6 protein-coding genes are annotated in these 6,940 nt (G+C 59.0%); 4 read left to right on the forward strand and 2 right to left on the reverse strand.

The features are described 5' to 3' along the window. Positions 1 to 118 precede the first annotated feature (118 nt). Positions 119 to 1,093 (reverse strand): endonuclease/exonuclease/phosphatase family protein, encoded by a 975-nt coding sequence (locus tag B2P82_RS03270; protein ID WP_290495125.1) that lies wholly within the window; start codon positions 1,091 to 1,093, stop codon positions 119 to 121. A gap of 895 nt (positions 1,094 to 1,988) precedes the next feature. Here B2P82_RS03270 and B2P82_RS03275 point away from each other — a divergent pair. From B2P82_RS03275 to B2P82_RS03290, 4 genes are all read left to right on the forward strand, one after another. After that, a complete protein-coding gene (locus tag B2P82_RS03275) occupies positions 1,989 to 3,299 on the forward strand; it encodes a Na+/H+ antiporter NhaC family protein (protein WP_290495127.1) in 1,311 nt (436 codons plus the stop codon). Between the two features lie 98 nt (positions 3,300 to 3,397). After that, positions 3,398 to 4,414, forward strand: coding sequence for a hypothetical protein (locus B2P82_RS03280; RefSeq protein WP_290495129.1), 1,017 nt, complete (start codon positions 3,398 to 3,400; stop codon positions 4,412 to 4,414). A 507-nt stretch (positions 4,415 to 4,921) separates the two neighbouring features. After that, the gene (locus B2P82_RS03285) at positions 4,922 to 5,854 is read left to right on the forward strand and encodes a hypothetical protein (protein WP_290495130.1); all 933 of its coding nucleotides are present in this window, start codon (positions 4,922 to 4,924) and stop codon (positions 5,852 to 5,854) included. Continuing rightward, positions 5,838 to 6,479 (forward strand): hypothetical protein, encoded by a 642-nt coding sequence (locus B2P82_RS03290; protein ID WP_290495132.1) that lies wholly within the window; start codon positions 5,838 to 5,840, stop codon positions 6,477 to 6,479. Before B2P82_RS03285 ends, B2P82_RS03290 begins: the two co-directional genes overlap by 17 nt. 20 nt (positions 6,480 to 6,499) lie before the next feature. Here B2P82_RS03290 and B2P82_RS03295 read toward each other — a convergent pair. After that, positions 6,500 to 6,940: UvrB/UvrC motif-containing protein (locus B2P82_RS03295; RefSeq protein WP_290495134.1), on the reverse strand; the 441-nt coding region annotated here is incomplete at its 5' end.

Genomic DNA, 6,940 nt, shown 5'->3' on the forward strand with positions numbered 1-6,940 from the left:
CGCACCCGACGAGGATGGTCGCCAAGACCATCAAGCTGATAGTGAGTGTAACTGGCCGCATCACCATCCCCCTGTTTATGGTTAAGCAGAACCTACACAGTAATCAGAGGGATGCCAATCAAACCGACCGCAGTTGAAAACCATAAAGCATTGGATAGTGATCTGATCCGCATGGGCGAAGGCGCCGGATGGTCACGAGGTCGAAATCCCGTGTCACAAAGGCGTGGTCCAGCGGCCAAGCCAGGAAAGGGTTTTTCGCGCCATAGGAATTGTAGAGACCACGTCCACGCTTGGGATCGCAAAGGCCGGCATGTTGCTTGAACTCCCGTACCATCCAGGACCAGCCGACTTCGTTGAAATCGCCGATCACCAGAGCGGGTCGCTCCTGCTCGCGCAATTCATCGGCGACGATCATCAACTCGTCATCAAGATGCTGTGTGTCGTCGCGGGGGCGTGGCGGGCGTGGGTGGATGCAATAAAGACGCACCTCACTACCAGCCATGTCGATGTCCATCGTGAGTGACGGCACGTGATCCTGACAGAAATAGCGTTCCTGGGCCTGATTGATCGGGTAGCGTGAATAGAACAGAAGGCCGTTATGGTCTTCCTTGTCCAAAAGGTAGGTGTGGGGATAGTCCTTTTCGAGCTCGGACAATGCATCGCGCCAGCGCGCATTGGTTTCTGACAGGAAGAGGACATCGGCATGGCTGTCGCGAATGCGGGAAATGACGGCGGTGTGGTCCTCATTCTCCTGCAGCACATTTATCAGCAGAATTGAGAGCGGCGTACCGTTGGCACCTGCTTTCGCGCGGCGCAGTTCGCGTTTGCGGCCCGGTAGATAAGGCTGAATATCTGCGGCGCAGATGAGGAAGGCGACGGCATAGGCCATCAGCAGGCTGGCATTGCCGAGTTCGGCGGCAGGGTAGAGTGAGATGTAGAGGGCTGCTGCAGCGAGAAGAACAAGGCAGGTTTGAAGACGACCATAGACCCAGACACGCATCCACCAGATTTCCGTGCGCAACTTCGGCGCGATGGCGGCGAACAGACCCCATGCGCCGATCAGGCCGAAGACGGGTTCGATCAGGGCGAGCATGGTGAAGGGGCCTTTCGGGTATAGCGGGGTTTCTGGGTGGGTTCGCTGAAGTTACGCGTGAAGGACAGGGGAGGTTGCGGGCATGACTGTGCGCGAGTTCGCCTGAGGCGCGAAAATTGGATTTCACCGGGCACAAAAAAGGTGTGATCGCGGACGATCACACCTTCTCTGGTGTTTCGAATCAGACTACCGAGACACTGTGCATGCACTCGTTGTCGGTCCTCGATGGACACCGGGTTCCAGATCAGGCTCGCGGAAGCGGGCCTTTTCTTTTACCCTTTGTCAGGATCCGGTCTGGTCGCCGCCACATTCTTGCGAGCGGGCATGCGCCCAAGGCCGTCTCCCGGATCAGTTTCAGACATGCAATCGCACGGGCGAGTTGCGCGCTGTCCTGACCTAACCGCCGGTAATCCCGAGGGATTTTCCTTTGGTGACGTGTTTCGGATCGCGCTCCGGTCACGCCTCACAGCCCTTCGCTCCGGGGTCTAGCTCCCCTGTCGAAGACATCGCCTGCTTTGTCTCGCGGTCCTTCCAAACCCCTTTGCGCCGCTGTTCTCACAGCCTTGCTTCTGGCCTGGCCCTTCCTGCGAGGGCGACGTACTTGCCACCGTTCCTGAAGCGGGTCTGCTCCCGCCTGGATGTCGTTGGCTCACCGAAATGATTCCCCAAAAACGGGCATGAGTCGAGTCCCTTCTGAGGAGAATTTCACAGTTTTGTGATAGCGGCCTGAATCCGCGCATTTCTTGGTCACATCCCGGCTTGCACCTGTCGATGCGCGCAGGGCGCTGGGCATCGGGCGGCGAATGCGCTTAGGTGAGGGGCTTGCACACAAGGAGGCTGGGCCCTGGAAATCCTGACTGTACTGCCGCCGGTATTGGCGATCCTCGTCGCGCTGGTGACGCGCAATGTCTATGCTGCGCTGGGGCTCGCCTTGCTGGCTTCGGAGACGCTGATCGCCAGCTTCCATCCCGGCATGGGTGCGCTGGGCGCGATTGACCGTGCGGTCGGTGTGTTCGAGAGCACAGGCAATACGCGCGTCTTGCTGTTCTGCCTGCTGATCGGCGCGTTGATCGCATGGATGCGCGATTCCGGCGGCGTCGAGGCGCTGGTCAGTGGCCTGATGAAGCGCGGCCTTGCCTCCACCCCGCGCCGCGCGGCGCTCGCGCCGGCGGTTGCTGGGACGGTTATTTTTGTGGAGACCAATGTCAGCCTGCTCAGCAGTGGGGTATTGGGCCAGCGCCTGTTCGACGCGCATGGGCTGAGCCGGGAGCGGCTGGCCTATATCATCGACTCCACGTCGGCGCCGGTGAGCACACTGATCCTGCTGAATGGCTGGGGCGCCTACGCCCTCGGCCTGGTCGAGCCGTTCGGCTTCGAGAGCCCGATCGGTGTCGTGGCGGGCACGATCCCGTGGAATTTCTACGCCCTGCTGACGCTGGTCGGCGTCTATTTCACCGTGTTCACAGGCCGCGTCTTTGGCCCGATGAAGACCGCCGGGCAGGGCCGCAACGTGCTGGCCGAAGACGAGGAACCCATCGCCCCGACCCGCGCGATATATATGTGGCTGCCGCTGGCCGTGATGATCCTCGGCGCGCTGGGTTTCATGGCCTGGACGGGCGGCGGCAACATATTGGCCGGCAGCGGCAGCCAGTCGATCCTGTGGGCGATCTGCCTGGCCATGCTGGTCGCGGCCGTGCTGCTGGCGCTGGGCAAGGCCTTTCCCAAGGGCGGACTGCAGGAACGGGGCTTTGCCGGCATTGCCGAAATGGTGCCCGTGGTGACGATCCTGTTCCTGTCGATTGCGCTAGGCGACAGCCTCCGCGTGCTCGGCACGGGCGCCTTCCTGTCAGGCGTCGCGGCGCAATTTGTCTCGCCCATCATCGTGCCGGCGGTTCTGTTCGTGGTGGCGGGCGTGACCGCCTTCATGACCGGCACGAGCTGGGGCACATATGGCATCATGATCCCCATCGCCATGCCGCTGGCCGCCGCGCTGGGCCTGCCGCCCTCGCTGGTGCTGGCGGCGGTGCTGGGTGGCGGCGTGTTTGGCGACCATTGCTCGCCGATTTCCGACACGACGATCATCGCCTCCCTGGCGGCGGGCTGTGACCATATTGACCATGTCCGTACCCAGATGCCCTATGCGCTGGTGACGGGCGGGATTGCGGTGATCCTGTATCTGATAGCGGGCGCGGTAACCGGGGGATAAGGCGCGCAGTTCGGGCCCCGAATCTGGTCCATAAAGAGCCCATAAACTGTCCATAAATGGTACCGAACTGGCCCAGAACCGGTCCAGAACTCTGGGCCATGTCCGGGCAATGGGGGAGGGGCGCGTCGCTATCCCCTGCCTCTGGGGGCGGGATCGCCGCCGCGCCGGGCCTTGCCGCCGGCGCAATCCGATGGGGCCGCGCCCGTGGCAGTCTGCCCGGCATGAGTGATGCGCCGACCCCCTCCAACCGCCAACGCCGCACGACAGCGAGCCTGACCGCCCTGCGCCATCTGGCCCACGAGGCCGCAGAGGCGGGCGAGCCGATGCGGGAAATCGCCCGCCGGCTGGACCTGCCCTGGTCAACGCTGACCAAATGGGCGCGCGAAGATGGCTTTCGCCACAAGGACATTGCCGCCCGTCAGGCCGCCGCCGCCAAGGCGCAGGACGAGGCCGACCATATTCGCCAGCAGGCGGAACTGGCCGCGCGGCGCACGATCTTGCGCGATGAGGAGGACGAGGAAGAGAGCGATGAGCCCTTCACGCCGCGCAGCCAGACGGATGAGGAAATCACGCTGGCCCGCGCCCGGGTCGGCGCGCTGCTGGAGGCGGGATATATTCCGGAGGCGGAGCAGGACATGCGCGCGGCCCGCCGCCTGACCAGTTTGCAGAGCTTTGCCGCCCCGGTGCGCGCCGCGACCGAGGCCGCCAGCCAGCAGATGCGGCAGGCGCAGATGAATGCCGCGCTCTACCGCGCCGCGCTACAGGTCTGCGCCTGTTGGGAGGAGGGGGACACGCCGCCAGACCATCTGCCCTGGGTGGTCTCGGCCACATTCCAGAAACGGCTGGCCATTACGCGCGAAGTGGTCCTGGCGGTGGATCCGGACGATGAGGGCAGTGATCAGGAGCTGACGGAACTCCTCCTCCAGCTCGCGGCAATGGGCTGGTTCCGCAATTTCCACCCGCTGCTGCGCCAGGCAATCACCACGCTGACCCTGCAGGGCTATCACGCCCTCGCCGAAAAGGTCGGCGGCTTCCTCAAGGCAGAACAAGCCGCCCTCCCGACCCTCATCCAATGGTGCCACGCGAACGGGTATGGGTATCATGGGGAGCCATAGCGATCAGAAATCGCACCGCAATTTCCGCGTAGGCTGCCCAAGCGCAAGCGCCGGGCTTCTGCTTCCCGTGCCCCCGCCAACACCCGAGGGCCGGGGGCTTCTGCCGGAACGATGCCGAGCCAGCGCCCGTGCTTCGACCCCGGCCTTCACCGGGGCAGGCCCCGCTCAGCATGAGCGCGGCGCAGGGGCCGCAAGAGGCGGACTCATCCTGAGCGAAGTCGAAGGATGAAGTGGGAAATTGCAAAACCCCACAGGGTGGACCCGCGCTTCGCGGTACTCACCAACATCACCCGCCGCACACCCGAACGGTGGGTATCGGCACCGCCTGAACCTGCCCTACGCTTGCAGCCCGGGGAAGTGTTCTTTATATGTTCCAAAATGGAATGTTGTATGAAGATGGTCTCGCCACTAAAGGTTGATAGTTGAGTGGACTTTTAGGGAGGGTGTTACGTGAGAGAGAAAGATGTTTTGTATGCCAATTTTATCTGCAAGATAGGACGGTCGCCTATGATCGACTATCTGCAGGAAATTGTTCTTCCTGCTTTCATTAACGATAAATATTTTCGTTCGAGGGGCTCAACTAGCTTTCACATAATCGATTCTCGGCTTGAGAACTTGGGTTCTGCGGACAATCCGGATTACTGCCTCATTGGTAGATTTGTAAAAAGCACGGTGCTTCACAGGACCCAAATCTTTGATGAAAATACAGGGGAATTGACGCCGGATGAGCTAAGCATCGAGTCTGCTCCAAGCGCTTTTTTTGTGCTTAGATTGTTGGGGCACAGATTAATATATTTTGCGGAAACGCCTTTTGCGCCTGATATTGACTCTCTGCAAGCATCACTTCGAATGCATTTGAAATGGGCTTGGGAAGGCTACGTTAGAGCGCGCCATAAGGAAACGGGTGAAACTCTCAAGGCAATTCGGGCGGAAGTCCCGCGACCAACGTTGCAGATCAATACGATGGTTGGAGGCGATAATGTTCGTGCATTCATTGATAGATTTGAGAAAATCAATCGGCTTACAATTGTTGTTCATGAGCGCAACGACGAAGAGGATGCATACGACTTGGTTGAGGCGATAGAAGCCCACCGTGAATTCGTAGGTGGGAAGAAGTCCAAACTGGAAACAAGATCGAAGGAGGGGCTCGACAAGGAGGCCACGATTGAAACGATAGAAGGAGCGGGTCGCTCCGGAAACCAGTCGACAACTGTTTCTGGAATCGATGAGCAAGGAACGAAGCTGAAAGGCAACCAAAATGATTATGCCGTGACAGATCGTTTGCCCGTTCCTCCGGCTAACGCTAAAGCAAAGGGAAAGAGTCTGTTGGCGAAGCTAATGGATGCGGGGCAACAAGGAAAAGTTAGTCTCGGCAATGGAACCGAAGCTCTGAGGGAGCGAATACGTAATTTGTTTGAAGGCAATGACGACCAAGTTTGATTTTATCTCTGACTGGAAGAAAGACATCGGATCTGAGGATTCGATCTACGAGGTTGTCTTTAAAGCTGCCCCTCTCATCGGCGGTAAGTTAGAGACCGCCATTGTTCTGATTTTGTTGTTGTTGTCCGTCATCGTGCCGGTTGTTTGCGGCGTTTGGTTACCTCAGTATGTCTCTGGTGCGGAGAAGCAGCTGGAGTTTTGTCATGCATTTTCCGGCTTGGTGATCGGTTACTATGCTAGCTTGCTTGGCTTTATCACGGCAGCTTTCTCAATAATTCTTGGCTTGTTCGATAAATCCGTATTCATTGCTTTAGCGTCAATTAAGAACCGGAAGAGAGGCATCAGCGAATTTAAGTTTATGTTTTTTGCGTTCTTGTACGCATTATTCGTGTTCGGATTTTTTTTGGTGGTCTCAACATTCTTTTGGGTGGGGTCGTTTTCGGAAAGCTTTCTAACCCTATTGGGTGAAAATAGAGCGGCGCGCGTTTTATTCCTAATTGCCAATTCAATGCAAGTTATTGCGTTCCTCTATTCCGTGCTTCAGTTAAAGACTCTCGTTTGGAATGTGTATCAAATTGTCTTAGCTGATATTATTGAGTCTTCTAAAGAGAAGGTGGAGAATTAGAACCTAAGATCGGCTTGAGTTCATAGCCCCAGCTCCTCTTCCCTCAACCGCTTCACCTCGTCCCGGAGGCGCGCAGCTTCCTCGAACTCGAGGTTCGCGGCGGCTTCGCGCATTTGTTTTTCCAGGTCCGCAATGGCGGCTTTGAGGTTGTGCCCGGTTTCTCCGGCAAGTGGCAAGGCTTTTGTTTCGGCGACGCCGCGTGACTTGCCCTTGTCCTTGCCGCGGCCGCGGGCTTTCGGGGCGCCGTCCTTCTTCTCGCCGAGTTCGCCGAGAATGTCGGCCACGGCGCGCTTGATCGTGGTCGGCGTGATGCCGTGTTCGGTATTGTAGGCTACCTGTTTCTCGCGGCGGCGGCTGGTCTCTTCCATGGCGCGTTCCATCGAGCCGGTGATCCGGTCGGCATAGAGCACGACGCGGGCGTCGGCATTGCGCGCGGCGCGGCCGATGGTCTGGACCAGACT

The sequence above is a fragment of the Hyphomonas sp. UBA4494 genome (assembly GCF_002388935.1).
Classification (GTDB): domain Bacteria; phylum Pseudomonadota; class Alphaproteobacteria; order Caulobacterales; family Hyphomonadaceae; genus Hyphomonas.

Bases quoted from the DNA above. Each gene is read 5' to 3' on its own strand.
- B2P82_RS03270 (WP_290495125.1), bottom strand. From the start codon at position 1,093: ATGCTCGCCCTGATCGAACCCGTCTTCGGCCTGATCGGCGCATGGGGT.
- B2P82_RS03285 (WP_290495130.1), top strand. From the start codon at position 4,922: ATGATCGACTATCTGCAGGAAATTGTTCTTCCTGCTTTCATTAACGAT.
- B2P82_RS03280 (WP_290495129.1), top strand. From the start codon at position 3,398: ATGTCCGGGCAATGGGGGAGGGGCGCGTCGCTATCCCCTGCCTCTGGG.
- B2P82_RS03290 (WP_290495132.1), top strand. From the start codon at position 5,838: ATGACGACCAAGTTTGATTTTATCTCTGACTGGAAGAAAGACATCGGA.